Source organism: Streptomyces viridiviolaceus, from assembly GCF_014650995.1.
Lineage (GTDB): Bacteria > Actinomycetota > Actinomycetes > Streptomycetales > Streptomycetaceae > Streptomyces > Streptomyces viridiviolaceus.
On record NZ_BMWA01000003.1, the window covers coordinates 183,401 to 209,134 of the forward strand.

Here is a 25,734-nt window from a genome sequence, read left to right on the forward strand (position 1 = left end):
CCATGTCCGAACAGGAACGCTCCGCCGGATCCGGCCGGCTGGTGACCGGCATCGCCTGGGTGGTGCTGCTGCTCGGCCTGTGGCTGTGGGGCCGCGAGGCCACCGACGTACGCGAGGGCGTATCCCGGCCGGCCACCGGCGACATGGCGGCGGCCGGCCGGCCCCCGGACGTGCAACTGCCGCCCGCCCGCCGGCCCCTCGGCGAGGCGCTGCCGCAGCGCCTCGACATCCCCGAACTCGGCGTCCAGGCCCCGGTCGTGGCCCGCGGCCTCGACGACGAGGGCGCGGTGGAACCGCCGCCCTTCGACCAGCCCGGCACCGTCGGCTGGTACGCGGCGGGGGTGACGCCGGGGGCGGCCGGCACCGCGCTGATGGTGGGACACGTCGACACCGAGACCCGGCCCGCCGTCTTCCACCGGATCAGCACCCTGGAGCCCGGCGAGACGATCCGGGTGGTCCGCGACGACGGCGGGGTCGCCGAGTTCACCGTCGACGACATCCAGGTCCTCACCCGCGACGGCTTCGACGCCCGGCAGGCGTACGGCCCGCGCAGCCCGGGACGGGCCGAACTGCGGCTCATCACCTGCGGGGGCGCCTTCGACGAGGCGAGCGACAGCTACACGGCCAACGTGGTCGTCTCGGCCTACCTCACGGGCACCGGCCCGTAGCGGGTGTCACCTCGCCCGGCCGGCGGCGCCTTCCCCCGAAGCCGCCGACCGGGCTGGTCCTGGACCGCGCGCACGGGCCGCGGGAGCGACCCGGCGAACTGCGCGAGAGGCTGGGTGGCCGCGGTGGTGGACGACGGCCGGGGGCGGGGCCGTCCGACAGCACTCCGGAACGTGTGAGCGCCCCGGCCCAGAGGCCCGTCGCCGCGACGGACAGGGTGGCCGGGGACCTCGTGGGTGCCACAGGCGTATGTCAGGATTGAACCCTGGAACAGTGCACCCAGGGGGGTCGGATGTACGGCAGCAGGGGGGCCGGAACTTTTGCCGGGACGCGGGCGTCCGCGGTGGTGCTGGGGGCGGCACTGCTGATCGCGGGATGTTCCTCGTCCGGGGACGGAGGGGACGAGGGCGACGACGCGGGGCCCCGGATCACTCAGCAGCCCAAGGAGGCGGACCCGTTCTGGGTCAATCCGGACGGCAACGCGGCCAAGGCGCTGGCGGACCTGGAGAAGGCCGGCAAGAAGGAGCAGGCCGAACAGATCCGCGAGATAGCCCAGCAGCCGACCGGTGAGTGGATCAGCCCGGAGAACCCGGAGGAGCAGGCCCGCGGCTTCACCGAGGCCGCCGACAAGGCCGGGCGCACCGCGCTGCTCGTCCTCTACAACATCCCGCACCGCGACTGCGGTCAGTACTCGGGCGGCGGCGCCGCCGACGGCAACGCCTACCGCGCCTTCGTCGACAGCGTGGCCAAGGGCATCGGCGACCGCTCCGCCACGGTGATCCTCGAACCGGACGCCGTGCTGCACCTGGTCGACGGCTGCACCCCGGAGGAGTTCCACGAGGAGCGCTACGACCTCCTCAAGGGCGCCGTCGCCAAGCTCACGTCCCTGAAGAACACCAAGGTCTACCTGGACGCGGGCAACGCCGGCTGGGGTCATCCCGACCAGATCTTCGAACCGCTGAAGTGGGCGGGCATCGACCAGGCCGACGGCTTCTCGGTCAACGTCTCGAACTTCTACACCACCGAGGACTCCATCGCCTACGGCAAGCAGCTCTCGGCCAAGGTGGGCGGCAAGCACTTCGTCATCGACACCAGCCGCAACGGCAACGGCCCCTACACCGAGGGCGACCCGGGCGAGCGCTGGTGCAACCCGCCGGGCCGCGCCCTCGGCGAGACGCCGACCACCAAGACGGCGGACCCACTGGTCGACGCCTACCTGTGGGTCAAGCGGCCCGGAGAGTCGGACGGCGAATGCAAGGGCGGCCCGAAGGCGGGCCAGTGGTGGTCCGACTACGCCCTGAAACTGGCCCAGGCGTCAGGTACCTAGGGGCGCGGGGCCGTGACATATGCGGCTCCGCCGCGGGAGCGCGACAAGCCACAGCGCTCCCGCGCCCGAACAAGCACCCGCGGGAGCGCTACGGCACCCTGACCCACTGCGCCTTCGAAGGCGTCCCGTCCCCGTCGGTGACGAACAGCATGTACCACCCGGACTGGACCAGGTTCTTGTTCTCCGGCACGGTCACCGTGAGCTGGTCGCCGGACACCTTGTAGTCCAGCGCGATCGACCGCTGGTCGACGTCCGTCACGTGCGTCGAGGCACTCGGCCGGATCAGCCGCACCTTCTTCACCGTCGAGGCCACCCGGGAGGTGAACGTCCCCGACTCGCCGCGCTCGATGGTCTGCGGGCCGCCGGACAGGTCCGGCCGCGAGTCCCGGTACAGGTACGGCGGCGTGTAGATCTCGATGCGCTGCTCGAACTTGCCCGGCTTGGTGTTGGCCTTGTCGCCGTAGAGCGAGTCGGAGCCGAAGAACATCAGGCGTCCGTCGGGCAGCAGGATCGAGCCCGAGTGGTAGTTGCGGCCCACCAGCGGGTCGGCGACGCGCTGGAACTCGTTCGTCTCCGGGTGGTACAGCCGCGCCTGGAGGATGTTGGAGGCGCTGCGCCCCCGGTAGTCCTCGGAGCCGCCCGAGACCAGCACGCTGTCGTCGGGCAGGATCGAGGCCTGCGGGTAGCGTGTGCCCTTCTCCAGCGAGGGGCCGTCCGTGAACTTCGGCTCGTCGGCCTTGAGATCGACGAGCCGGGTCTTCTCACTGGCCAGCCTGGACTCGCCGACCCCGCCGCCGCCGATCACCATGTACTTCTCGTCCTGCGCGGGCGGCAGCAGCACCGTGCCGGAGGTCTCCAGCATGTTGGGGTCGCTCATCCCGGGGACCTTGGTGAACTTGTTGGTCTCCACGTCCCAGATGCCCGGGTCGCGGCCCACGTCGTCGGGGCCGTAGCCGGCGTTGGAACCCGAGTAGAAGACCTTGCCGTTCTGCATCAGGAACAGCGCCGGGTACGTCGGGAACTGGCGGACCTTGTCGGTGTAGGTCCACTTCTTGGTCTCCGGGTCGTAGATCTCGTTCTTGCCCGGGACCAGCTGGCCGATGTCGTCGAGGCCGGAGACGCTGAGGATCCTGCCGTCGCTCAGGGTGGTGAGCGTCGGGTACCAGCGGGCCTCGTGCATCGGGTCGACCTTGATGTACTTCTCGGCGACCGGGTCGAACTCGTAGGCGTCCCGGATGCCCTGGAAGTCCTTCTTGTCGAGGGCGAGCTTCTCCGCGATGCCGTAGGTGTTGCGCGCGTCGGCGCCCTCGAGGCCCTCGACGCGGTAGTTGTCCTGCGTACCCGTCTCGTACTTGGCGCCGCTGCGCTGCGCCTCGACGTAGATCCGGCCGAGGCCGGGGTCGTTGCGCAGGAACTTGCCGGTCGCCTTGTCGAAGACCTTCTCGGCGCGCGGCACCAGCACCGGGTCCTTGGAGACGAACGTCTTGCCGTTCTCCTTGCCGGTGAACCTGGTGCCGGCCGGCAGCGTGATCGGCTTGTCCGGGTTCTCGTTGTGGACGACCATCAGGCCACCGGCCTTGGTGACGTCACCCTTGAGCTTCTCGTACCGCTTGGTGCCGCCCGCGATCAGCAGGTTGCCGTTGGCGAGCTGGGTGTGGCCGGTGCAGAACAGGTCGGTGGGCGTCGGCACCTTCTTGATGGTCCCCTTGACGGGGTCCCAGATCCGGGTGTCGAACTGCTTCGCGTCGAAGTTGTCCTGGTTGTTGCCCGACCCCGCGACGAGCAGCACCTTGCCGGTGCGCAGCAGCGCCGCGTGGATGGTGTTCTGCCGGTACTTCTCGGGAAACTCGATGATCTCCCACTTGCCGTTCTCGGCCTTGTACTCCGGTCTGTTGATCTTGTACTGGTGGTATTTCTCGGTCCCGAAGCGGTAGAGCCACGGCCCGTTCATCCCGGCCAGCGCGACTACCACCGCCGTGCCTATCGCGAAGCGACGGGCCCGGCGGCGGCCGGCACGGTCCTTCATTCCTTACGTCCCCCAAGTCCACCAAGGGCGATCTGCATGGTCTGGTCGCTGCCCCCGTCGGAGGCGGCCCAGCTGGGCTTCTGCTGCGGCGCGTGCGGTCCGTGGGACCCGTGGGGCCCGTGCGAACCGGCCTGCGTCGGCATCGGCTGCGGCTGGTAGGGCCCCGCGGGCGCCGCATCCTCGGACCGGTCCTGCGGCTCCGCGGGAGCCGCCGCGACGGGCTTCTTCCTCGCCTCCCGCAGTGAGTGGCGCCACGCGAAGATCGGCGAGGCGGTGATCAGCAGCGCGAACGACGCCCAGATGATCATCGCAGGGTGGGAATGGCCGTAGACGAAGCCGGCGGCGATGGAGGCGCCGAAGATGACGATGAAGTACCAGTGGTACCGGAACGTGCCGAACAGCGTGTCCGGGCTGGCCGAGTCGCCCTTGGGCGTGACCACGAACTTGCTCTTGCGGCGCAGCACGGAGTCGATCAGCGCCTTCGCGTACAGCGGCGCGGACAGCGCGGACATGATCATGCCGGCCACACCGCCGGAGCCCTCCGGCTCGTGCGGCGAGACGTTGTGGCGGCGGTTCCAGATGTACAGGCCGATCTGCAGTGCGGAGGCGTTGCCGTAGAGCATCAGCCAGACCGCCGGATCGATGTTCACACCCGAGGCGCCCAGGCCCAGGAACAGCGCGCAACTCAGCGCCGCGAGGATCCAGTTGAGCGCGGACATCGGGTAGAAGATGATCATCATCGTGTAGTTGAAGAGCTTGCTCGGCGGCAGCGAGTACCAGCCCTTCCAGTACTGCTTGAGGATCGTCTCGTACGTCCCTCGGGACCAGCGCATCTGCTGGGTGAAGAAGTCCGTCCAGGCGTTCGGGCCCTCGCCGACCGCGAGCACGTCCGGGGTGTAGACGGAGCGCCACTTCCGGCCCGTGGCCGGGTTCCTGTGACGGTGGATCTCGAACCCGGTCGCCATGTCCTCGGTGATCGAGTCGTACAGTCCGCCGATCTGCTTCAGCGCCTTGATGCGCACGGCGTTGGAGGTGCCCACGAACATCGGCGCGCCGTAGCGGTTGCCCGCGCGCTGGATCAGGGCGTGGAAGAGGAACTGCTGCGACTCGGCGGCCTTGGTGATCGGGTTGTCGTAGTTGCCGTACACCTGCGGGCCGATGACGAAGCCGACGTCCGGGTCGCGGAAGAAGCCGAGCATCCGCTCCAGGTAGTTGGGCAGCGGCACGTGGTCGGTGTCGACGGAGGCGAAGAAGTCGTAGTCGTCGCCGTGCGCCTCCAGCCAGGCGTTGTAGTTGCCGTGCTTGGTCTTGGCGCGGTGCGGGCCCTTGGGCCGGTTCCACTTGGCGACGCCCTTGCGGGAGAAGTGGTGCACGCCGAGGCGCTCGCAGACCGCCTTCACCTCGGGGTCGTCGCCCTCGTCGAGGAGCCAGACGTGCATCAGACCGCGGTGGCGGATCTTGACGGCCGCCTCCAGGGTCTTCGTCACCATCTCCAGCGGCTCCTTGCCGGGCACGAAGGAGGTGAGGAAGGCGACCCGGGTGCCGGTCTCGGGCACGACCGGGATCGGGTCGCGGGCGACCAGCGTGGCGTGCGCGTTCGACAGCACGTTCAGGCAGCGGAACAGCTCGATCAGACCGATCGAGACCAGCATCACGACGTCGAGTGCGGGCAGCCAGTCGAAGGCCGGGTAGTCGCGCTCGGTCCAGTGCTCGGGCTGGAGCAGCCAGACCAGCAGCACCACCGACAGCAGCGGGGCCGCGGCCAGCATCAGGGCGACCCGTATGCGGTGCGGCTCCTGCGAGATCAGCGAGCGGTACTGGACCGTGTACGGCTTGTTCGGATCCGGCTGGGTGAGGGGGCCCGCCAGCCGGCTGTAGTGCTCGTAGTCGTATCTCGGCAGGGTCTTCTTGATCCGGCGGAACGTGCCCGTGTGGCCGGTCCGGCCGGCGGGCACCCTGAGCCGGGTGGTCTGGGACGGGTCGAAGTCCTGCCCGGCGCCCGTCGGCGTCGACGTCATGAGTCATCCCCCCACACGCGGCGCGCCGCGTGCTTCGTCGCTTCCTTCGCCTGCTTCCGATCCCCCTCGACCGTCACAGGCGTGTCTGTGGTGGGTCGCTGTCACCACGCCATCCACACCCTATAGACATGGAACGGCGACCATCCGGTTGCATGATGCCCCCCTCGGCATCGGATCACGAACGGGGCCCCTCTCCCCGTAGCACCGGCAACCGGCTCTTGCCCCCCAACCGGACCAGGGTTCTACGGGGTTCCTCATGATCGCAAGATGCGAAACGAGGTGTTTACCGGTCATACGCGCTCATTGGGGCACGTGTGAGGAGCCTGTGGAGCCGGCGTGGACCCGGCCGAACGGCGGAAGGCCCCTCGCTCGTGCGAGGGGCCTTCCGTGTCGGTGCGCCGCCAGGGACTCGAACCCCGGACCCGCTGATTAAGAGTCAGCTGCTCTAACCAACTGAGCTAGCGGCGCCTGCTGACCTGCACAACTCTACCCGACGCCGGAGGGTGCTCCCGACCACGGGCTCCGCCGGCCGTCCGGATCCGGTGGAGGCTGTTACGTCATTCGATACGTCAGTATGCATACCGCGACGTCAGTTGAGAAACGCACGGGCAGCCGCCGCCGCGGACATTTCCACGTGGAGTGTGAGGGGAATCGCATGGAGACTCCGGTTTTCGAGGAACTCGATCCCGTGAGCGACTGCGACTGCCCCGGTTGCCGTCACCGGCGTCCCGCCCTGCCGCACTCCCGGGCCGGCCTCGCCGCCCCGGCCCACCGGGCTCTGATCGTGGCGACGGCGGCCGCCACGGCGCTCGCCACCGGCCCGGCGGCAGTGGTGCACGCCGCTGCCCACGCACCCGACCGGCCGGGCGTTCCCACAGGTGACGAGCCGGGCACTCCCCAGGGCGCCCCGGCTCCGCTGCACGGCCCCGCGGGCAGGCCGACGGGACCGGCCGCCGGGACCGATCTCCCGGGGATCACCCGTGCGGAGATCATCGACCGGGCCAGGGAATGGGTCGCCGCGAAGGTGCCCTACAGCATGACGGCCTACTGGTCCGACGGTTACCGGCAGGACTGCTCGGGTTATGTGTCGATGGCCTGGAAGCTGCCCGGGAACGAATGGACGGGAAGCCTGGGCCGGTACGCGGACCGCATTTCCAAGGAGGAGCTCCAGCCCGGCGACATCCTCCTCTTCCACAATCCGGCCGACCCCCGGAGGGGATCCCACGTGGTGATTTTCGGCGGCTGGACGGACCACACGCACACCTCCTACACGGCCTACGAGCAGACCCGCCCGCGCACCCGCAAGAAGACCACCCCCTACGCCTACTCGGGCAATTCGGGCAAATTCCTTCCCTACCGCTACAAGGGCCTGGCCGCGAGCGCCGCGGGCGGCGTGCCCCGCTACCCGGGCCGCGCGATGTTCCGGCCGGGTGCCGACAACGCGCACGTCACCCAGCTCGGCGAACAACTGGTGAGGAAAGGATTCGGCAGGCACTACACCACCGGACCGGGTCCGCGCTGGGGCGAGGGCGACCGGCGCGGCGTCGAGGCGTTCCAGCGCGCCCAGGGCTGGCGCGGCGGCGCGGCGGACGGCTACCCCGGACCGGAGACCTGGCGGCGGCTCTTCTCGTGACCGTCCCCCGAGGTCGATCACCCGTTCATGACGCATCTGGCGCGGAGGCTGGAGCACGCATGAGTACGACTTCTTCAACGACCACGTCACCCACCCCCGAGCCCGGCGGACCCGTGGAGGGCGCGTTCCGGAGCGCCCGGCTCATCCAGAACGAGTCCACCACCGAGATCCCCGTCCACCTGCTGTTCCGCGACGACCCCGTCCCGGTGCCGGTGCCGGCCCCGCCCGCGCCCGTCGGCCGCCGGCGGGGTGCGGGGGAGGAGCCACGCCTGCGGCGCCCCGTCGCCGCGAAGCCGAAGCCGCTGCCGGAGGTCGACCCGGAGCTGACCGAGCGGCGGGCCGGGGTGGTGCCCGGGGCGGTGGGCGTACTCGCCGGGGCCTGCGGAGTGGCCGGCTGTGCGCTCACCTCCTGGTGGGCGGGGGTGACGCCCTCGCTCGCGGACGACGTGCTGGGGCTGCCGGCGTCCGCGGGGGCCGGGCTCGGGCCCGCGCAGTGGGCGGCGTACGCGGGATCCCTGGCCCTGGCGCTGTTCGGCTTCGGCGGGCTGGCCCGCGGCCGGACCGGCCGGGCCTGGGTGCTCGGGCTGTTCGGCCGCTACCGGGGGACCGTCCGGCGCACCGGCCTGATGTGGGTCAACCCGCTGCTGCTGCGCCGCCGGGTCGACGTCCGGCTGCGGCACTGGCGCAGCGAGCCGATGCCGGCGGCCGACGGCAACGGGGTCGCGCTCAGGGCGGTGACGCTGGTGGTGTGGCGGGTGCGGGACACCGCGCGGGCCACCCTCGGCATCGAGGACCACGAGACGTATCTGCGCGAGTGCGTCGAGGCGGCGCTGGCCCGGGTGCCGGTCGACCCGCCCGGCGCCGCACGGGGTGCCGCGGACGCGAGCGGGGACGCGCTGACCCGGCTGGTGGCCGCGGACGTGACGCCGGTCGGCCTGGAGGTCTTCTCGGTGCGGCCGGTCCGGGTCGAGTACGCCCCCGAGGTCGCTGCCGCGATGCACCGCCGCCGTATCGCGGCGCTGGACGCCCGGCAGCGGGCGAGCGTGCTCACCTCGGTGGTGGACTCGGTGGAGGACACGGTGACCCGGCTGACCACGCGCGGGCTCGTCGAGCTCGACGACTACGACCGCAAGGTGCTGGTGCGGGACCTGACGGTGGCGTTCTGCGCGGGGCGCGGGGATCTGGGGCCCTGACGGACCCGTGTCCGGGGCCGGACGAGGCCTCGGATCGGTTCTTCGATTGGTATGGACATGTTCAACTAACGGCAATAGTCTGAGACTTGGTCTAGACCTGCAAGGCTCACTGAACCTCCCCCACGTCCCAGGAGCAGCAGCATGCGCACAAGGACCAAGTTGTACGCCGCCGCGGTGGGCATGGCGACCACCGGAGCCCTCGTGCTCTCCTCCGGCGGTGCCAGCGGCCACGGCTACACCGACCTGCCGGTCAGCCGGCAGAAGGTGTGCCAGAACGGCACCGTCAGCAACTGTGGTGCCATCCAGTGGGAGCCGCAGAGCGTCGAGGGCCCGAAGGGCTTCCCGGCGGCCGGACCGGCCGACGGGCGGATCTGTTCCGCGGGCAACACCGGGTTCGCCCAGCTCGACGCCCCGAAGACGCCGTCGGGCCAGGCCTGGCCGACGACCAGGGTGACCGGCGGGCAGAGCTACAGCTTCCGCTGGCAGTTCACCGCCCGGCACGCCACGACCGACTTCAAGTACTACGTGACCAAGCCGGGCTGGAACCAGAACCACAACCTGGCCCGGTCCGACCTCAACCTCACGCCGTTCCTGACGGTGCCGTACGGCGGCCAGCAGCCGCCGGCCACGCTCTCCCACAGCGGCACGCTGCCGTCCGGGCTGAGCGGCCACCACGTGATCCTCGCGGTGTGGACGGTCGCCGACACGGGCAACGCGTTCTACGCCTGCTCGGACGTCACCTTCTGACCGGCCGGCCGGACAACGGAAGGAGCCCCTCGCAGCTGCGAGGGGCTCCTTTTCCGTGCGCCGCCAGGGACTCGAACCCCGGACCCGCTGATTAAGAGTCAGCTGCTCTAACCAACTGAGCTAGCGGCGCATGACTCCCGCCGTCCGCTTCCCGCGGCCGGCGACAAAGAAAATACTACCTGGTCCGCGGGAGTGCTCCCGACCACCCGGGCGCCGGCCGGGGCGGGCCGCCCTAGATGGCCAGCGACAGCAGCACCGGCGCCGCGTTCCGGTTCAGGGCGTCCGCCGCCCGGCGCAGCCGGTGGGCGTGCTCCACCGGGAGCGACAGCGCCAGGCAGCCCACGGCAGACCCGGCCGTGATCGGTACGGCCGCGCACACCGTGCCGACCGCGTACTCCTGGAGGTCGAGGACCGGCACCGTGGGCGGCTGGGACTCCAGGCGGGACAGCAGCAGCTTGTCGCTGGTGATCGTGCGGGAGGTCAGGCGGGCCATCTTGTGCCGGGCGAGGTGATCGCGGCGGCCCGCGTGGTCCAGCTGCGTGAGCAGGCTCTTGCCGACCGCGGTGGCGTGGGCCGAGAAACGGAAGTCGACCCACTCGTTGACCTTGGGAGCGGCCGGGCTGTCGGCGTACTGGGTGACGCTGACCTCGCCGTCCACGTACCGGCTGATGTAGACGGCGGCGCCGACCGAGTCGCGCAGCCGGTCCAGGGTGCGCTGCAGCTTCTCGCGCAGTGCCTGCTCGCGGCCGTGGGCCGAGCCCAGGCGGGCGAGCGCCTCGCCCGTGACGTACGCCCCGTCGGCGACCTGCTCGACGTACCCCTCGCGGCGCAGCATCCGCAGGAGCGGGGTCAGACGCTCCCGGCCCAGACCCGTCTGGCGGGCGAGCTCGGTGTCGGTGATTCCGGTGCTGTGTCGCGCCACCGTCTCCAGGACGCGCAGGGCGTGCTGGGCCGAGTGGTGCGGCGCGGTCGGCTTGTGCTGCAGCGCCACGGTGGTCTCCCCCTGCGCTCGCTGATAGGGCCGTAATCCGGACAGCGGATCCCCTTCACGATAGCCGCGAAAAAGCCTGCCGCGAGGGGGCGTTGACGAGATTGCGGTGTCCTCAACTGCGGTGTCGGCACTCTGGCATATGCCCACGTCAGGCCCCAGCGCCCCGACCTCGTACGTTGGGGCCCGCACGCGGCGTAGTCAGAGGACAGCGCTGAGAAATTCCCGCGTCCGGTCGTGCTCCGGCTCGCTGAAGATCTTCTCCGGCGCACCGGCCTCGATGACCCGTCCCGAGTCGAACATCAGGACCTGGTCCGAGATGTCCCGGGCGAAGTTCATCTCGTGGGTCACGCAGAGCATGGTGATGTCGGTGCTGCGCGCGATGTCCCGCAGCAGGTCGAGCACGCCCGCGACCAGTTCCGGGTCCAGTGCGGAGGTCACCTCGTCGAGGAGGAGCACCTTCGGCCGCATCGCCAGCGCCCGGGCGATCGCGACCCGCTGCTGCTGGCCGCCGGAGAGCTGGGCCGGGTGGGCGTCGCACTTGTCGGCGAGGCCCACCATGTCCAGCAGCTCCTTGGCCCGCTCCACCGCCTCGTCCTTGGACAGGCCGAGCACGGTCACCGGCGCCTCGGTGATGTTGCGCAGGACGGTCATGTTCGGGAACAGGTTGAACTGCTGGAACACCATCCCGATCTGCTTGCGCACCTCGCGGCGCTGCTTCTCGTTCGCCGGGAACAGCTGCTGCCCGTCCACGGTGATCGTGCCCTCGTCGGGCTTGAGCAGGGTCATCAGCAGCCGCAGGATCGTGGTCTTGCCCGACCCGGACGGCCCGATCAGGGTGACGTGCTTGCCGGCCGCGACCGAGAAGTCGAGGTGGTCGAGGACGGTGTTGTCCCCGAACCGCTTGGTGACCTGCTCCAGGCGGATCAGCTCGCCGGCCGGCTTCTCGGGGCTCTTCCCGGGGTTGGGGAGGGTGTCAGTGGACAAGGCGTCGCTCCAGGGCTCGCAGGGCAAGGGAGGCCAGGTAGGAGATGACGATGAAGGCCACGCCGATCACCGTCAGCGGCTCGGTGAACTGGAAGTTCTGCTGGGAGAACAGCCGCGCCTCACCGAGCATCTCCAGCACCGTGATCGCCATCAGCAGCGGCGTGTCCTTCAGCATGGAGATCACGTAGTTGCCGAGGGCGGGCACCACCCGGCGGACGGCCTGCGGCAGGATCACCGCGGCCCACGTCCGCCGCAGTGGCAGGTTCAGCGCCGTCGCGGCCTCCCACTGGCCGACCGGCACCGCCTCGATGCCGGCCCGGTAGACCTGCATCGTGTACGTCGAGTAGTGCAGCCCGATACCGATGACGCCCGTGGTCAGCGCCGAGAACGTCACGTTCCACTCGGGCAGCACATAGAAGAGGAAGAACAGCTGCACCAGCAGCGGGGTGTTGCGGACGAACTCCGTGACGACCCCGACCGGCCAGGTCACCCAACGGGTCGGCACCCGCATCAGCAGCGCCCACACCAGACCGAGGGCGAACGAGATCAGCGAGCCGAGCACCAGGATCTTCAGGGTGACCAGCAGTCCGTCCCAGAAGTGCGGCATGAACTCGGACACCGCGTTCCAGTCCCACTTCACCGGGCACCCCCGATCCCGGCCGGCTCGGGCGTGACCGTCTCGCGCCGGGGCGCCGACTTTCCGACGCCCGCCTTCAGCTTCTTCTCCAGTCCGCGCATCACCCGCGTGAGCAGGAAGGCGATCACGAAGTAGATCAGCAGGATGTACGTGTAGATCTCCGCGCTCTCCTGGAGCGCGAGGCGCACCAGGTTGCCGCTGAAGGCGAGATCGCCCATGCCCATGATCGACACCAGCGCGGTGCCCTTGAGCAGCTCGACCAGCAGGTTGGAGAAGGGCGGGATCATCTCCGGCACCGCCTGCGGCAGCAGGATCAGCCGCATCCGCTGCCAGGGCGTGAAGCTCAGCGCGATGCCGCCCTCCTTCTGCGCCGGATCGACGGCGACGAGCGCACCGCGCACGATCTCCGCGCCGTACGCCCCGTAGGTCAGCCCCAGCGCCAGCGTGCCCGCCCACAGCGGCACCAGCTGCCAGCCGAAGGCCGGGGGCAGCACGAAGAACACCCAGAAGATCATCACCAGCGCGGAGGTGCCGCGGAACACCTCGGTGTAGAAGCCCGCGAGGAAGCGGACGATCCACAGCCGGTGCGTGCGCGCGACGCCGACGACGAACGAGACCGCCGTCGCCAGCAGCGCACCGAGGACGAGTAGCTGGATCGTGACCCAGACGCCCTGGAGTACGAGTTCCCACAGTCCCGATGTCATCCGCCGCACAGCTCCTTCGCGGTCAGATCGGTCATCTCGGCCTCGGTGAACCCGAAGGGCCCCAGGATGCGGAGCAGTTCCCCGCTCTCCTTCAGCTTCGCCAGCTCGGCGTTGAAGGCGTCCCGCAGCTTGGTCTCGGTCGGCCGGAAGGCGAAGCCGCCCCCGTCGACGTGCGGTTCACCGTCCACGATCGGCTTGAACGGCTCGGTCACCTCGGCCTTGGCGGACTTCTTCACCACCTCGCGGGTGGTCAGCGCCGTGCCGGCGAACACGTCCACGCGCCCGGCCTCGACGGCGTTCAGGCCGGCCACCTGGTCGGGCACGATCAGGATGTCGCCCTCCTTGTACCCGGCCTCCACCGCGTACTGGATCTCGGCGTATCCGGTGCCGGTCGCGAACCTGGCCTTCTTCTCCACGACGTCCTGGTAGTTGCGCAGCCCCATCGGATTGCCCTTGCGGACGATGAAGGAGTCGAGCATCTGGTAGTCCGGGTCGGAGAAGATGACCTGCTCGCAGCGCTCGGGGTTGATGTACATCCCCGCGGCCACGACGTCGAACTGCTGCGAGGCCAGGCCCGGGATGAGGGAGCCGAACTCCGTCGGTACCGGCTGCACCCGGTCCACCCCGAGCCGCTTGAAGATCACCTTCGCCAGTTCCGGCGCCTCGCCGGTCAGCTCACCGTCCTTGCTGATGTACCCGAAGGGGATCTCGCCCGCGATGCCGAGCCGGGCGACGCCCTGCGCCCGGAGCCGGTCGAGCAGGTCGCCGCCTTCCACGTTCGAAGCGGACGCCACGCGCGAGCAGCCGGCGGCTCCCAGCGCGCCGAGCGCCGCGACCCCCGCGAGCAGCGACCGGCGTGTGGGCCCGGACGGGCGGTGGACGGATATTCCCCGCAGGGGGGTTCTGTGTGGTGGAGCCATGGGCGCGCGGCTACCCGAAGGCATGCAAGTTATGCGGGTCTTTTTCAGTCCGGCACGACGGCCCTGCGCCCTTGACCGCGGCCGCGCCGCGCACTGCCATGGAGGGCATGGCCGATCGCTACATCGAAGTCTCGCTGGTCAAACGCGCCGTCACGTGCACGGCCCAACTGCTGGACGACCGGGCCCCGATCACCTGCGCCGCCGTCTGGGACGCGCTCCCGCTCGCCGGCGACGTGTATCACGCCAAATACGCCCGGAACGAGATCTACGCCCTGTTTCCGCCCTTCGCGACGAATGAACCGCCGCTGGAGAATCCGACGGTCACTCCCATTCCCGGCGACCTGTGCTATTTCGCCTTCTCCGGCGCGGAGTTGGGGACCAAGGCGTACGGCTACGACCGCGAGGTCCGCGCGGGCACGACCCTGGTCGACCTGGCACTGTTCTACGAGCGCAACAACCTGCTGCTCAACGGAGATGTCGGCTGGGTGCCCGGCATCGTCTGGGGCCAGGTCGTGGAGGGACTGGACGCCATGGCTCAGGCCTGCAACGACCTGTGGCGGTCGGGGGCGGAGGGAGAGACGCTCAGCTTCCGCCGGGCGTGAGGGCGCCTCCCGCTTCGTACAGTGCGTGCGCGGCCCGCAGGACGAGATCGTCCCGGTGCCGGGCCGCCACGAGCTGCAGCCCGACCGGCAGTCCGTCCCCGTCGGTCCCGACCGGCACGGACGCCGCCGGCTGCTGGGTCAGGTTGAACGGGTACGTGAACGGCGTCCACCCCGTCCACCGCCGGTGCCCGGAGCCCTTCGGCACCTCGGCACCCGCCTCGAACGCGGTGATCGGCAACGTCGGCGTGACCAGCAGGTCGTACGACTCGTGGAAGCTGCCCATCCGGCGCCCCAGCTCCATGCGGACGTCCACCGCGGCCAGATAGTCCAGCGCCGAGTACCGCGCCCCGGCCGCGCAGATCTCCCGCAGCCCCGGGTCGAGCACCGCCCGCTGCCGCGGACCGAGCCGCTGCACCACGCGCGCCGCCCCGCTGAACCACAGCGTGTGGAAGGCGTCCACCGGTTCGGCGAAGTCCGGGTCGGCCTCCGTGACGTAGGCGCCCAGCTCCGCCAGCCGCTCCACCGCCCGCCGCACCGCCGTCGCCACCGCCGGACGCACAGCCACCTGCCCGCCGAGCGACGGCGAGTACGCCACCCGCAGCCCCCGCACCCCCTCGGCGAGGGCGTCGGTGTACGACCCCGGCGCCGGACCCAGCGCCGACCAGTCGCGGGCGTCCGGCACGCCGATCACGTCCAGCAGCAGCGCCGCGTCCGCCGCGTCGCGCGTCATCGGGCCCACGTGCGACAGGGTGCCGAAGGCGCTCGCCGGATACAGCGGGACCCTGCCGTACGTCGGTTTCAGGCCGAAGATCCCGCAGAAGGAGGCCGGGATCCGTACGCTGCCGCCGCCGTCTGTGCCGAGCGCCAGCGGTCCCGCACCGAGCGCCACGGCCGCCGCCGCGCCCCCGCTCGACCCGCCGGCGGTGCGCGCGGGGTCGTAGGGGTTGCGGGTCACGCCGGACAGCGGCGAGTCGGTCACGCCCTTCCAGCCGTACTCGGGCGTCGTCGTCTTGCCCAGGAAGACGGCGCCGTGCTCGCGCAGCCGGGCCACGGACGGGGCGTCCTCGTCCCAGGGGCCGTCCGGGGAGACGGCCCGGGAGCCGCGCAGGGTCGGACACCCGCGCATCAGGAGTATGTCCTTCACCGTCACCGGCACCCCGTCGAGCAGCCCGCACGGCTCGCCGCGCCGCCACCGTTCCGCCGACTCGCGGGCCCGCAGCGTCGCCTCCTCGGCGGTGAGCCGGACGAACGCGTTCACCTGGGGCTGGATCCGCTCGGCCCGCTCCAGCGCGGCCCGGGTCACCTCCACGGGACTGAACTCGCCCTTGCGGTAGCCGTCGACGAGCCGCACTGCGGTCAGCTCGGTGAGGTCGGTCATGCACCCTCCCAGGGGCGTCAGTGTCCGGGTACGTATCCGCGCTTCTTGTCGACCACGTTCGGCAGCGGCCGCCCCGCCGCCCAGTCCTCGTACATCTTCACGAACTGGGCGCCCAGTTCGTCCCGCCAGCCGACCGTGTCGCCGCTCATGTGCGGGGAGACGATCAGGCCCGGGAGCTGCCACAGCGGGCTCGCGGCCGTGAGCGGTTCGGCCTCGAACACGTCCAGGGCGGCGCCCGCGATCCAGTGCCGGGACAGCGCCTCGGCGAGCGCGTCCTCGTCCACGAGCTGTCCGCGTCCGACGTTGACGAACCGGGCGGAGGGCTGCATCACGCCGAACCGGCGGGCGTCGAACATGCCGCGCGTGTCCTCGGTCAGCGGTGCGGCGGCCACCACCCAGTCGGCGCGGGCCAGCAGCCGGTCCAGGTCCTCGGGGCCGTGGACACCGGTGCGCGGCGTACGCCCGACCAGCGCGGTGGTGATGCCGAGGGCCCCGAGCGTGCGCGTGATCGCCCGTCCGATCGGCCCCGACCCGACGACGACGGCGCGGCTGCCGCCCACCCGCTGCGACTCCCGGTGCCGCCAGGTCCGCTCCCGCTGGAACTCCAGTGTCCGCGGCAGGTCCTTGGCCATCGCCAGGACGAGGGCGGCGACGTACTCGGCGATCGGCTCGTCGAAGACACCGCGCGCGTTGGTGACCACCGTGTCCGAGGCGGCGAGTTCCGGACACATCAGGTGGTCCACGCCGGCGCTCGCGGTGTGCACCCAGCGCGGACGCGGCCCGTCGCCGGGCCAGGCCGCGCGCACGGCGTGCGAGGTGAAGTCCCACACCAGCAGGACGTCGGCGTGCGGCAGCCGCTCGGCGAGGTCCGACTCGTCCGCGTACTCGATCCGGGCACGTCCGGTCAGCCGGCCGAGGCGGGGGCGGGGCTCGGCGTCGAGGACGAGGAGCGTGGGGGAGAGGCCGGGGGTGGTCATCGGCAGGGGTTTCTCCGGGGCAGAAGGGGCTGGGGGCGGTCCGGCAGGGCCCGCTGCGGGGTGACCGGCCGGAAGTCGGGGCGGGCGCCGTCGAGGGACCGACCAGCTGTTCACCCGGCGGTGACGTGGGCGGATTGACCACGCTCGCACCGGAACCTACCGTCGTCAACACGGCCGTCCGTACGGTGCGTTGTCCTCCCCTCTCTCAGCGTGAGGCCGGTGCCTGCCATGGACATCTCCTTTCTGGGTGGTCCCGCCCCGCAGCGCGGGATCGGTGTCGTCGCCCCCTTCGACTTCGCGCTGGACCGCGAGCTGTGGCGCTGGGTGCCCGACGAGGTATCCCTGCACATGACAAGAACGCCGTACGTGCCGGTCGAGGTCAGCCTGGACCTGGCCCGACTGGTCAGCGAACACGAGACGCTGGAGGAAGCCACCCGGACTTTGAACGCCATCGCCCCCGAGGTCGTCGCCTACGCCTGCACCTCGGGCAGCTTCGTCGGCGGTGTCGCCGGCGAGCGGGCGATGTGCGCGGCGATGACCCGCGCGGGCGCGACCCCGGCCGTGACCACCTCGGGGGCGCTGCTGGAGGCCCTGGCCGAGCTGGGCGTGGGCCGGGTGGCGCTGGTGACGCCGTACACGGTCTCCGTCACCCGGTCCCTGGAGGAGTACGTCGCCCAGGGAGGTGTCACCGTCACCGGCCGCGCCTTCATGGGCCTGACCCGGCACATCTGGAAGGTCCCTTACCGCGAGGTGGCCGAGATGGCACGCCGGGCGGTACGGCGCCAGGGGGACGCGGACGCCCTGTTCATCTCCTGCACCAACCTTCCGACCTACGACGTCATCCCCCAGCTGGAGGCCGAGCTGCGCATCCCGGTGATCTCGGCCAACCAAGTGACGATGTGGGCGGCGCTGCGCCGACTGGGTACCCGTGCTGTGGGGCCGTATCAGGCGCTGATCGACCCGGCGGCACGGCCCGGTCCCGTGATGCCGGAGGTTCCGGAGGTTCCGGGAGCACCCGGCGTTCCGGGACTGCCCGAAGACGAGCAGCAGCAGGAAGGGTGGACATGACAGCACTGGGATTCCTGTACCCGGGCCACTCCGGCGAGGACGACTACCCACGCATCGAGCAGCTCCTGGGCAGCGACATCCGGGTGGACCTGGTGCACACCGACATCGGTGAGGACGCCCACCGCGTCGACGCCCTGCGCGAGATGGGCTCGCCGCAGCGGCTCGCGGCGGGCGTCGAGGAACTGCGGCACGCCGGCGCCGACGCCGTGGTGTGGGCGTGCACCAGCGGCAGTTTCGTGCACGGCTGGGAGGGTGCCCAGAAACAGGTGCGCACGCTGGCGGGTGCGGCGGGCATGCCCGCCTCCTCGACCTCCTTCGCCTTCGTCCACGCGATCCGGGAACTGCAGGTACGCCGGGTCGCCATCGGGGCGACATATCCCGAGGACGTGGCCCAGCTCTTCGCGGACTTCCTGCGCGCGGCCGGTCTGGAGGTCGTCGGCGTCCGCAGCTCGGGCATCGTCACGGCGGCCGAGGTCGGCACGTGGGGCGAGCCGGAGGTCCTGGCGCTGGCCCGCGCGGCCGATCACCCGGAGGCGGAGGCGGTCCTCCTGCCCGACACGGCACTGCACACGGCGGCGTACATCCCGGCGCTGGAGAAGGAGCTGGCCAAGCCGGTCCTGACGGCGAACCAGGTCACGGTCTGGGAGGCGCTGCGCCTGGCGGACCGCCGGGTGCACGCCCCCGAACTGGGAGCGCTGTTCACGCGGGAGCCGATCGTACAGGTGTGAGGGCGCGGGGCACGGAAGAACCCCGGTTCCACGGATGCGGAACCGGGGTTCTGGTCGAGCGCCGGGCAGGCCTTGCACCTGCATCTCCCCGCAGGAAGCGGGACGTCTTTCCTTGGACCACCAACGCACTGCCATTCGCCGGGAGTTGCTCCCCGGACCGGGCAGATTGATCATACCGCAGCAGTGGCCCCGAGCGCACGTCGCGCTTCGGGGCCGCCTGCTGCGGCGACCTGACCGATCAGCCCAGCGGCAACGGCGTCGGGCCCACCGGGCCGGCGCCCACGACCCGGAGGGTGTCGGCGTGCTGGAGCGTGAAGCGCTCCCAGCCGGCCACGCTGGTCGAGCGGGCTCGCAGCAGGCCGGTGTCCTCGCCGGTGTAGTTCGCCTCGGCGACGACGTACTTGCCGTTGGCCGACGCCCGCAGGGCGTACTGACCGCCCTGCGGAACCAGCGTGAACTGCTCCCAGCTGCCGGTGACGGACGCGGAGCGGGCCCGCAGCATCGCCTCGTGGGCGCCGGTCCGGTTCAGCTCGGTGGAGACGAACAGGCCGTTGGCCGCGGAGCGGAGCGCCACGGTCGTGCCGCCGTCGCGGGTGTGGAGCGTGAACTGCTCCCAGCCCGCGACCGCGTCGGCGCGCGCCTGCAGCCTGCCCGCGTCGTCACCGGTGGCGTTCAGCTCGGCGGAGACGTACCCGCCGGTCGCCTGCGCCTTCAGGGACCAGCGGGCCACCCGGGTGCCGATCCAGTCCGTGATGTCGTCCAGACGGGTCTCGACGGCGGCGCGGCGGGTCTCGTCGGAACCGAAGCATCCGCCCTGCCAGGAACGGCTGCTGACGGCGACCAGCTCGTCGCCCCCGGCGCCGGCCCGGACCGCCGGACCGCCCGCGTCGCCCATGCAGACCGAGGCGTCCTCGCTGTCGATGTCCAGTTCCGCTCCCCGGGTGCCGGTCACGGTGAACGACCCGGCATGCAGCCGGTCGGGCACCCACCCGTCCGCGGTGCGGCCGTAGCCCGCCACGGACAGCTCCTCGCCGTCGACGGGGGCCTGCGAGCCGAGCGCGACGGGCGTGATGCCCCACACCGGCGAGGACAGCCTCGCCAGCACGAGGTCCCGGTCGGGGCGGGGGACCAGCGCGGCACGCAAAGCCCGCGGCCAGGAATAACCACCCCCCGCCCCCTGTTGATCCCGGGGCGAACGAGACCCGAACGAGGAGGCATCCCACCATGTCCACAGACGCGACGGAGGAGATCCGGGGCACAGCCCACGGCACCGCACCCGTACCCCTGTCCGTCCTGGACCTGGTCACCGTGGGTGCCGGCCGTACCGCCACCGACGCGCTGCGCACCAGCGTCGAGATCGCCCGCCTCGCGGAGTCCCGCGCCTTCCACCGGTACTGGGTCGCCGAGCACCACTCCATGCCCGGCGTCGCCTCCTCCTCGCCGGCCGTGATCCTCGCCCACCTCGCCGCCCACACCGACCGCATCCGGCTCGGCTCGGGCGGCGTGATGCTGCCGAACCACGCGCCCCTCGTCATCGCCGAGCAGTTCGGGACGCTGGAGGCCATGGCTCCGGGCCGGGTCGACCTCGGTCTCGGCCGCGCGCCCGGCACGGACGGGGCCACCGCCGCCGCCCTGCGGCGCACCGACCGGCCGGGCGAGGGCGCCGACGACTTCCCGCAGCAGCTCATGGAGCTGATCCGGTTCCTGGACGACGACTTCCCCGACGGCCACCCCTACCGGCGCATCCACGCCGTCCCCGGCCCGGTCCAGGCCACCTCCCCGGGCGGCGTGCAGTCCCCGCACCGCCCGCCGGTCTGGCTGCTGGGCTCCTCCGGGTTCAGTGCCCGGCTGGCCGGCACCCTCGGCCTGCCCTTCGCCTTCGCCCACCACTTCTCGGCGCAGAACACCATTCCGGCGCTGGACCTGTACCGGGAGTCGTTCCGGCCGTCCGCCGTCCTCGACGCGCCCTACGCCCTCATCGGGGTCTCCGCGCTCGCGACCGACGACGAGAAGGAGGCCCGCCGCCAGGTGCTGGCCGCCGCGCTGAACATGGTCCGGCTGCGCACCGGGCGCCCGGGGCTCGTGCCGACGCCCGAGGAGGCGGAGGCCTACGACTTCAGCCCGATGGAGCGGGAGTTCGTCGACTCATGGAACTCCAACGTCATCCACGGGACCGCCGACGAGGTCCGGGCCGGACTCGACGACCTGCAGAAGCGGACGGGCGCCGACGAGTTGATGCTCACCGCCAACGCCCACGGCGGCGACGTGCGCCTGCGCTCCTACGAACTGATCGCCGACGCCTACGGGTTGCCCACGCCGGCCTGAATCCCGGCCCCGGGGCTGCCCAGCAGCTCGGAGATGCGGTCCGGTGACACCGGACGGGAGTAGAGCCAGCCCTGCCCGGTGTCGCAGCCGATGCGGCGCAGCCGGGTGGCCTGGTCCGAGGTCTCCACGCACTCCGCGGTGACGGTGAGGCCGAGCCGGTGGGCGAGCTGGACCATCGCCTCGACGATGACCTCGTCCGCCGGGTTCGCCACGTCGGCGGCGGCGTCCCGCTCGGTGTCCCGGCCCTCGTACTGGAAGCCCCGTACGAAGGCCCCGTCCAGTTTCAGCACCGACACCGGCAGACGGCTCAGGTAGGCGAGGTTGGAGTAGCCGGTGCCGAAGTCGTCGATGGCGATGTGCACACCCATGTCGCTGAGCGCCTTCAGGGCCTGGATCGGGCGGCCCGCCGAGCCCATCACGGCGGACTCCGTCAGCTCCAGCTGCAGCAGGTGCGGCGCGAGACCCGTCTCGGCCAGGGTCTGTGCCACGTCGGCCACCAGGTCGGAGTCCCACACCTGGCGGACCGCCACGTTGACGCTGACGAAGATCGGCGGCTCCTCCGGATGGTCCAGCTGCCAGCGGCGGGCCTGGCGGCAGGCGGTGCGCAGGATCCAGCGGCCCAGGGGAACGATCGAACCGTCCTCCTCCGCCAGTGCGATGAACCGATTCGGCGCAAGTACGCCGAACTGAGGATGATTCCAGCGGATCAACGCCTCGACGCCCCGCACCCGGCCGTCCTCCATGCCCACCAGCGGCTGGTACTCGAGCGCGAACTCGCCGCGGTCGATGGCCGGGCGGAGCGTGGAGGCGAGGGCCTGGCGGGTCATGCGGTGCGCGTTGCGCTCGGGATCGAAGAGCGTCCAGCGGGCCCTGCCGTCGGCCTTGGCCCAGTACAGGGTCGTGTCGGCCGCCTGCATCAGCGCGGTGGGCGTGGTCCCGGCGGTGTGGCGCTCGACGACGCCGACGGAGGCGGTGACCGAGAGGCGGCGGCCGGAGAGCTCGAACGGGGCCTGGAGGGCGGCCAGGACGGACTCGGCGAGTTCGGCGAGCTGGTCGGTGCCCGTGGAGTCCTCCACCATCAGGGCGAACTCGTCGCCGCCGAGCCTGGCCACCAGCGGGGCCCCGGCCCGGGTGTGACCGGCCTCCTCCGCGCAGCGCGTGAGCCGTTCGGCCACGGCGGCCAGCAGTCGGTCGCCGACGCTGTGGCCGAGGGTGTCGTTGACGGCCTTGAAACCGTCCAGGTCCAGGTAGCACAGGCCGATCCGCCCGGTGCCGCCGCGGCCGTGCGACTCCGGCTCCAGCGCGGCCGTCAGCCGCTCGAAGAACAGGGCACGGTTGGGCAGCCGGGTCACCGGGTCGTGCATCTGCAGATGGCGCAGCCGCGCCTGCAGTTCGCGCCGGGCGCTGATGTCGGCGACGGACAGCAGCAGCCCGGGCGTGTCCCCGGCCAGCGGTGCCAAGGTGACCTGGGTCCACAGGGACTGTCCGTCGGCCCGCTTCAGGCGCCGGGTGCAGCGCAGCCGGGGCCGGTGGCCGCGCAGCACCTCGCGGTACGCGTGCCAGGTACCGGCGTCGGAGGCGAGGTCCACCAGGTCGGCCGCGGGGCAGCCGGCCAGCGCGCCGGGGTCGGTGCCGAGCAGCGTGCCCAGCGTGTCGTTGGCGCTGACGACCAGGCCCTCGGAGTCCACGACGGCCATGGCGAGCGGGGCGGCCGTGAACACCGAGCGATAGGTCGGGGGCTCCGTACGAGGAGCCAGGTCGATGTCACTGTCTGTGACGGCGGACCGGTCGAGGTCTGCCGCGGGCGCCGGCCCTTCGGACGTTCCGCTCACCGCTCGCTCCCGCAGTGCCTCGATCTCTGTCCGTGCAGGAAAGTGTGCCGATCATAGAGGCTGGCCCCGGCCCCTTCCAGCCGCTGTGCCGCTTTCCGGGCCCGACAGCACCTCTGGCAGATCGTTTCTGCCCGCCCTTGGACGGCTTCTTCACGCCCCCGACCAGTTGTGACGTTCCGTGAGTGGTTCGAGGGCGACGGCTGCGGCGGAATTTCGTGCGGCTCACCCGTCCGGTGCAGGCGAACAGGGCGAAGCACACAAAACCTGCACAAGCTGGGTGCGGTGTCCCGCGAACCGCCCCGGAGGTCCCAGTGCCGCGCCAGCTCCCGTTGAGGAGACTCCCCCGTGAGGCCCTCAAGGGGCTCGGCGCGGGCCGCCGGGCGGCGGGGTCGGCCTGGACGAGACTGCGCAGCACGACGGCGCTGTGCACCACGATGTCGGCGCTCGCCGCGACCTCCCTGGTGACCGCGCCCTCGGTCGCCGAGCCGTTCTCCCCGGCGCCCTGCGCGCTGCAGCGGTCCGAGGCGCACCACTCCGAGGGCGTGGGCACCTGGAACGCCGCCTATCCGCGGCCGTCCCGCGAGCTGGACGCGGTGATGGTGTTCCTGTCCTTCCCGGACTCCCGGCCCCTGACCACCCCGGAGGAGCTGGCCGCCGACCACTTCCCGGCCACCACGCGCTTCTTCCAGCGCGCCTCCTACGGCAGGTTCACCCTGCGTCCGCACCCGCTCGGGCACTGGATCCGCATGCCGCGGCCGTCGACGGCGTACGTCATGCAGCGCGACTGGAGCCCCGGGCACCGGTCCGCCTACCTGCGCGACGCGCTCGCCGCGGTCGACGAGGACGTGGACTTCTCCCGTTACGACGTCGTCTACTTCGTCGCCGACCCCGACGCGCCCGGCGTGGACTCCGACGCCACGAAGGTCGTCAACCTGGAGACCCCGCTGCGGGCCGACGGCACCGACATCCGGCGCGTCGTCACGGTGTTCGAGAACCATCCGCCGGACCGGCTGGTCCTGGCCCACGAGACCGGGCACGTCTTCGACCTGCCCGACCTGTACCACCGGCCCGTCGACGGCAAGGGCGACTGGGACACCCATGTGGGCGACTGGGACCTGATGGGCAGCCAGTTCGGGCTGGCGCCCGACCTGTTCGGCTGGCACAGGTGGAAGCTGGGCTGGCTCCAGCCCCGCCAGGTCGCCTGTGTGCGGGGCACCGGGCCGACGCGGCTGACGCTGGAGCCGCTGGGGGCGGGGCCGGGGGTGGAGGTGAGGGGCGCCGCCGGGGCGCCGGCCTTCGGCCTGGGCCGGGGTACCAAGCTGGCGGTGGTGCGCACGGGGGCCGACAGTGCGCTCGCCTTCGAGGCGCGGGGGCCGGTCGGCAACGACGCCGCCGCCTGCCGGTCAGGGGTGCTGGTGTACCGGGTGCGCAGCGGGGAGGAGTCGGGGGGCGGGCCGATCGAGGTGGTCGACGCCCACCCGGACACCGAGGCCTGCTGGGAGAACTCGGTCTACCCGCCGCTCGCCGACGCGCCGGTGGCCCTCGGCGAGAGCTTCACGGTGCCGGGGGAGGGCACACGGGTGGAGGTGGAGGGGCGGACGCCCTCGGGCGCGTGGACGGTGAAGATCACGCCGGGGTGAGGGGGGGATGCACACCGCCGGTCGCGGCGGCCGACTGTGAAGGGGTACGGGCGGCGGAGCCCCCACCACGCGCGGCGGAGTCGCGCAGACACGACGAACGCGAGTCATGATCGCGCTTGCTGCGATCATGACTCGCGTTCATCATTGTGCGCCGCCAGGGACTCGAACCCCGGACCCGCTGATTAAGAGTCAGCTGCTCTAACCAACTGAGCTAGCGGCGCCTGCTGACGTCGTAGACCTTAGCACCCTGATCGGCGGGACGAGAAATCGATATCCGCACCGCCGCCCGGGCCGCCCGCACGACCGCCCACAGCAGGATCTCCGGGCCGGGCAGCCAGGGCCGGCGGGTGTCCGGTGCGACCAGCCAGCGGGAACCGGAGCGGTCGGGTGCCCCCACGAGGGCCGGGACGGTCACCGCGTCCCCCGTGCCGTGGCACAGCAACGGCGGGGCCGCGCCGGTGCGGCCGCCCTCCCGGCCGCGGGCGCTCCACTCCTCCCACTCCAGCAGCGAGGGCAGGCGCTGGGCCGTGCCCGGCGCGGCGAACAGCAGCATCCGGCCCCGGAACTCGGCGACCGGGCCCGAACCCGGGCCCTCGGCCCACAGCCGGTCCAGCATGCGACGCCCGAACATGGCGGGAGCGCTCACCACGTCGAACGCGGAACCGCAGGGCAGGACGACCGGAGCCTCGGGCCGCTCCTGCCAGTGGGTGAGCGTGCTGCGCGGGTACGTGCCCGCCGAGGCCAGCCAGGCGGCGCCGTCCGGGGTGACGTCCGAGACGTTCGGTGTGCTGCTCATGCCACCAACACTTACCGGGCGTGAGTACTCCGTCCCCCGGGGTTACGGGAAACCGGGACAGGATGCGGAGGCAAGGGGTATCTTGCCCGCCTGGCATATGCCACGCGGTGGTCACACCGGGTCGGCGTCCCCCGGGCCCTCGCCGCCGCGCATCAGGCCCTGCCCGAACTCCACCATCCGCTTGGCGTAGTCCTCGGTCCATTCGGCCCGCTCGGCGATGTCCGCGGTCGTCAGCCGGTCGAACCGGCGCGGATCGGCCAGCTGGGCCGCCGCCATCGCCTGGAACTCCATGGCCCGGTCCGCCGCCGCCCGGAACGCCTGCGTCAGCTCGGTCGCCCGGTCCAGCAGGGTCCGGGGATCGTCGATCGACTCCAGGTCGAAGAAGTGCTCCGGATCGGCGGCCGCCTCCGCGGGCTCGAACAGCAGGGGCGCGGGGCGTAGCCGCGGTTCGTTCCGACGCGGCGTGGGCTCCGCCATGTCTGCTCCTCCTCGTACGTCGCGCATGACCCTCCCCGCAAGCGGGGGCACCCCGGTGGAGTGGG

Annotated in this window: 23 protein-coding genes and 3 tRNA genes; 10 read left to right on the forward strand and 16 right to left on the reverse strand. The window is 71.5% G+C overall.

All coding sequences use genetic code 11. The features are described from left to right. Positions 1-2: 2 nt before the first annotated feature. Positions 3-668 (forward strand): class F sortase, encoded by a 666-nt coding sequence (locus IE260_RS04900; protein WP_189869215.1) that lies wholly within the window; start codon positions 3-5, stop codon positions 666-668. Between the two features lie 290 nt (positions 669-958). Then, on the forward strand, positions 959-1,993 hold the full coding sequence (locus IE260_RS04905) for a glycoside hydrolase family 6 protein (RefSeq protein WP_189869216.1): 1,035 nt from the start codon (positions 959-961) through the stop codon (positions 1,991-1,993). 88 nt (positions 1,994-2,081) lie between these two features. Here IE260_RS04905 and glxA read toward each other — a convergent pair whose 3' ends face one another. The 3 genes from glxA to IE260_RS04920 form a co-directional block, all read right to left on the reverse strand. Beyond that, positions 2,082-4,019 (reverse strand): radical copper oxidase GlxA, encoded by a 1,938-nt coding sequence (gene glxA, locus IE260_RS04910; RefSeq protein ID WP_189869217.1) that lies wholly within the window; start codon positions 4,017-4,019, stop codon positions 2,082-2,084. Beyond that, entirely contained in the window at positions 4,016-6,037 is a 2,022-nt protein-coding gene (locus IE260_RS04915; protein ID WP_189869218.1) for a glycosyltransferase family 2 protein, read from the reverse strand. Before IE260_RS04915 ends, glxA begins: the two co-directional genes overlap by 4 nt. Positions 6,038-6,431: 394 nt before the next feature. Then, positions 6,432-6,505, reverse strand: a tRNA-Lys gene (locus tag IE260_RS04920). A gap of 187 nt (positions 6,506-6,692) precedes the next feature. Here IE260_RS04920 and IE260_RS04925 point away from each other — a divergent pair. The 3 genes from IE260_RS04925 to IE260_RS04935 all read left to right on the forward strand — a co-directional run bounded on the left by IE260_RS04925 (position 6,693) and on the right by IE260_RS04935 (position 9,610). Then, a complete protein-coding gene (locus IE260_RS04925) occupies positions 6,693-7,670 on the forward strand; it encodes a peptidoglycan-binding protein (protein ID WP_189869219.1) in 978 nt (325 codons plus the stop codon). 59 nt (positions 7,671-7,729) lie between these two features. Further along, positions 7,730-8,863, forward strand: a complete 1,134-nt coding sequence (locus IE260_RS04930) for an SPFH domain-containing protein (RefSeq protein ID WP_189869220.1) — start codon at positions 7,730-7,732, stop codon at positions 8,861-8,863. Positions 8,864-9,004: 141 nt separating this feature from the next. Beyond that, the gene (locus tag IE260_RS04935) at positions 9,005-9,610 is read left to right on the forward strand and encodes a lytic polysaccharide monooxygenase auxiliary activity family 9 protein (RefSeq protein WP_189869221.1); all 606 of its coding nucleotides are present in this window, start codon (positions 9,005-9,007) and stop codon (positions 9,608-9,610) included. A gap of 56 nt (positions 9,611-9,666) precedes the next feature. On the opposite strand, the gene IE260_RS04940 is transcribed toward IE260_RS04935, so the two are convergent. From IE260_RS04940 to ehuB, 6 genes are all read right to left on the reverse strand, one after another. Next, positions 9,667-9,740, reverse strand: a tRNA-Lys gene (locus IE260_RS04940). A gap of 102 nt (positions 9,741-9,842) precedes the next feature. Further along, positions 9,843-10,601: an IclR family transcriptional regulator gene (locus IE260_RS04945; protein ID WP_189869222.1), complete on the reverse strand. Its 759-nt coding sequence runs from the start codon at positions 10,599-10,601 to the stop codon at positions 9,843-9,845. A gap of 198 nt (positions 10,602-10,799) precedes the next feature. Beyond that, positions 10,800-11,585 carry an ectoine/hydroxyectoine ABC transporter ATP-binding protein EhuA gene (gene ehuA, locus IE260_RS04950; protein ID WP_189869223.1) on the reverse strand — a complete coding sequence of 262 codons (786 nt, stop codon included), beginning with the start codon at positions 11,583-11,585 and terminating at the stop codon, positions 10,800-10,802. After that, positions 11,575-12,225 carry an ectoine/hydroxyectoine ABC transporter permease subunit EhuD gene (gene ehuD, locus IE260_RS04955; protein WP_189869224.1) on the reverse strand — a complete coding sequence of 217 codons (651 nt, stop codon included), beginning with the start codon at positions 12,223-12,225 and terminating at the stop codon, positions 11,575-11,577. The genes ehuA and ehuD overlap by 11 nt, the downstream gene beginning before the upstream one ends. Further along, positions 12,222-12,926, reverse strand: coding sequence for an ectoine/hydroxyectoine ABC transporter permease subunit EhuC (ehuC, locus tag IE260_RS04960; RefSeq protein WP_189869225.1), 705 nt, complete (start codon positions 12,924-12,926; stop codon positions 12,222-12,224). The genes ehuD and ehuC overlap by 4 nt, the downstream gene beginning before the upstream one ends. Then, positions 12,923-13,846 carry an ectoine/hydroxyectoine ABC transporter substrate-binding protein EhuB gene (gene ehuB, locus IE260_RS04965; RefSeq protein ID WP_189869226.1) on the reverse strand — a complete coding sequence of 308 codons (924 nt, stop codon included), beginning with the start codon at positions 13,844-13,846 and terminating at the stop codon, positions 12,923-12,925. The genes ehuC and ehuB overlap by 4 nt, the downstream gene beginning before the upstream one ends. A 107-nt stretch (positions 13,847-13,953) precedes the next feature. On the opposite strand from ehuB, the gene IE260_RS04970 reads away from it, so the two are divergent. Continuing rightward, positions 13,954-14,448 carry a DUF3830 family protein gene (locus IE260_RS04970; RefSeq protein ID WP_189869227.1) on the forward strand — a complete coding sequence of 165 codons (495 nt, stop codon included), beginning with the start codon at positions 13,954-13,956 and terminating at the stop codon, positions 14,446-14,448. Here IE260_RS04970 and IE260_RS04975 read toward each other — a convergent pair. Then, complete coding sequence (locus tag IE260_RS04975) at positions 14,429-15,826, reverse strand: amidase (RefSeq protein WP_189869228.1); 1,398 nt, start codon at positions 15,824-15,826, stop codon at positions 14,429-14,431. The genes IE260_RS04970 and IE260_RS04975 overlap by 20 nt on opposite strands. 17 nt (positions 15,827-15,843) lie before the next feature. Further along, entirely contained in the window at positions 15,844-16,803 is a 960-nt protein-coding gene (locus IE260_RS04980; protein ID WP_189869229.1) for a D-2-hydroxyacid dehydrogenase, read from the reverse strand. A gap of 228 nt (positions 16,804-17,031) precedes the next feature. On the opposite strand from IE260_RS04980, the gene IE260_RS04985 reads away from it, so the two are divergent. Together IE260_RS04985 and IE260_RS04990 are read left to right on the forward strand one after the other, a co-directional pair. Next, positions 17,032-17,871: a maleate cis-trans isomerase family protein gene (locus tag IE260_RS04985; protein WP_189869230.1), complete on the forward strand. Its 840-nt coding sequence runs from the start codon at positions 17,032-17,034 to the stop codon at positions 17,869-17,871. Further along, entirely contained in the window at positions 17,868-18,599 is a 732-nt protein-coding gene (locus tag IE260_RS04990) for a maleate cis-trans isomerase family protein (RefSeq protein WP_189869231.1), read from the forward strand. The genes IE260_RS04985 and IE260_RS04990 overlap by 4 nt, the downstream gene beginning before the upstream one ends. A gap of 238 nt (positions 18,600-18,837) precedes the next feature. Here the strand turns inward: IE260_RS04990 and IE260_RS04995 are convergent, their stop codons facing one another. After that, entirely contained in the window at positions 18,838-19,704 is an 867-nt protein-coding gene (locus IE260_RS04995) for a trypsin-like serine protease (RefSeq protein ID WP_229880419.1), read from the reverse strand. Positions 19,705-19,823: 119 nt separating this feature from the next. Between IE260_RS04995 and IE260_RS05000 the strand changes: the two genes are divergently transcribed. Then, the gene (locus IE260_RS05000) at positions 19,824-20,924 is read left to right on the forward strand and encodes an LLM class flavin-dependent oxidoreductase (protein ID WP_189869233.1); all 1,101 of its coding nucleotides are present in this window, start codon (positions 19,824-19,826) and stop codon (positions 20,922-20,924) included. Here the strand turns inward: IE260_RS05000 and IE260_RS05005 are convergent. After that, positions 20,900-22,756: a putative bifunctional diguanylate cyclase/phosphodiesterase gene (locus IE260_RS05005; protein ID WP_189869234.1), complete on the reverse strand. Its 1,857-nt coding sequence runs from the start codon at positions 22,754-22,756 to the stop codon at positions 20,900-20,902. The two genes, IE260_RS05000 and IE260_RS05005, sit on opposite strands and share 25 nt — an antisense overlap. A 434-nt stretch (positions 22,757-23,190) precedes the next feature. Between IE260_RS05005 and IE260_RS05010 the strand changes: the two genes are divergently transcribed. Further along, a complete protein-coding gene (locus IE260_RS05010; protein WP_373303317.1) occupies positions 23,191-24,396 on the forward strand; it encodes a M6 family metalloprotease domain-containing protein in 1,206 nt (401 codons plus the stop codon). 147 nt (positions 24,397-24,543) lie between these two features. On the opposite strand, the gene IE260_RS05015 is transcribed toward IE260_RS05010, so the two are convergent. The 3 genes from IE260_RS05015 to IE260_RS05025 form a co-directional block, all read right to left on the reverse strand. Then, positions 24,544-24,617, reverse strand: a tRNA-Lys gene (locus IE260_RS05015). Then, positions 24,608-25,192, reverse strand: a complete 585-nt coding sequence (locus tag IE260_RS05020) for a bifunctional DNA primase/polymerase (RefSeq protein ID WP_189869236.1) — start codon at positions 25,190-25,192, stop codon at positions 24,608-24,610. Before IE260_RS05020 ends, IE260_RS05015 begins: the two co-directional genes overlap by 10 nt. Positions 25,193-25,303: 111 nt before the next feature. Continuing rightward, complete coding sequence (locus IE260_RS05025; RefSeq protein ID WP_189869237.1) at positions 25,304-25,669, reverse strand: DUF8844 domain-containing protein; 366 nt, start codon at positions 25,667-25,669, stop codon at positions 25,304-25,306. Positions 25,670-25,734: the final 65 nt, after the last annotated feature.